This is a genomic window from Antrihabitans spumae, assembly GCF_043944905.1.
GTDB classification, from domain to species: Bacteria; Actinomycetota; Actinomycetes; order Mycobacteriales; family Mycobacteriaceae; genus Antrihabitans; species Antrihabitans spumae.
This window is the reverse complement of sequence record NZ_JBIMSN010000010.1, coordinates 1-699: the sequence shown is the minus strand read 5'-3', so window position 1 is coordinate 699 and position 699 is coordinate 1. Positions and strand designations below refer to the sequence as shown.

Annotated in this window: 1 protein-coding gene; it reads left to right on the top strand. The window is 56.1% G+C overall.

Annotation, left to right across the window (positions count from 1 at the left end; genetic code table 11):
• A partial coding sequence (locus ACHIRB_RS02785; protein WP_395127597.1) for a DUF6973 domain-containing protein occupies positions 1–637 on the top strand: 637 nt, incomplete at its 5' end.
• Positions 638–699 lie beyond the last annotated feature (62 nt).

Here is a 699-nt window from a genome sequence, read left to right as displayed (position 1 = left end):
GAAAACCCAATCCGAAACAGATCAAGCCGGCACGTCAGCCCGGAGAAAGATCTGGGTTAACAGCTCCATCGTTGGGAACGAGATTGTCTTCAGCTTTTCCCTTGGTGCCTCGCCGTCTTTCCCCGTTGACGCTTTCCGCTTCAGTGCCAGTTGGCCGGATAGCCAAATTGATCCCTGGCTAAGGGAGTTCGAAGGCTATGCCGCCTGCGTGTATACCCTCGGAGGAGACCGAGATGATGTCTACACGCCCAATCGACCCGAGCCGGTTGCCTGCCAGCGCGCTGCTGAGGCCGCCACCAATGCCTCGAACGTGGCCCAGGATCTCTATGGGCAGTTGGATGCCAACGGTGACGAGTGGCTGGACGGCGAAGAGGACGCTATGAGGCATTGCACGTGGAATGCGTTCATGGCACAGGATTCGCTAGTCGGGCCGGACTGGGCGCGCAGCATTAGCAGCCTCCATGAACGCCGCAATCCTAATGAGCTCGATACTGCGAGCATGGATAAAGACAACAACGAATATGGGGTTCTCCTTTTCGAAACGGGAAATGCCAGCGATGCGACTGAAGCTGTCCAATCCTGCCAGAATGCCGTCGAAGACAATTCACTCACGATCCTGAATCCGAACCCAAGCTAACCCAGATCTTTCTCCGGGCTGACGTGCCGGCTTGATCTGTTTCGGATTGGGTTTTCGATCTT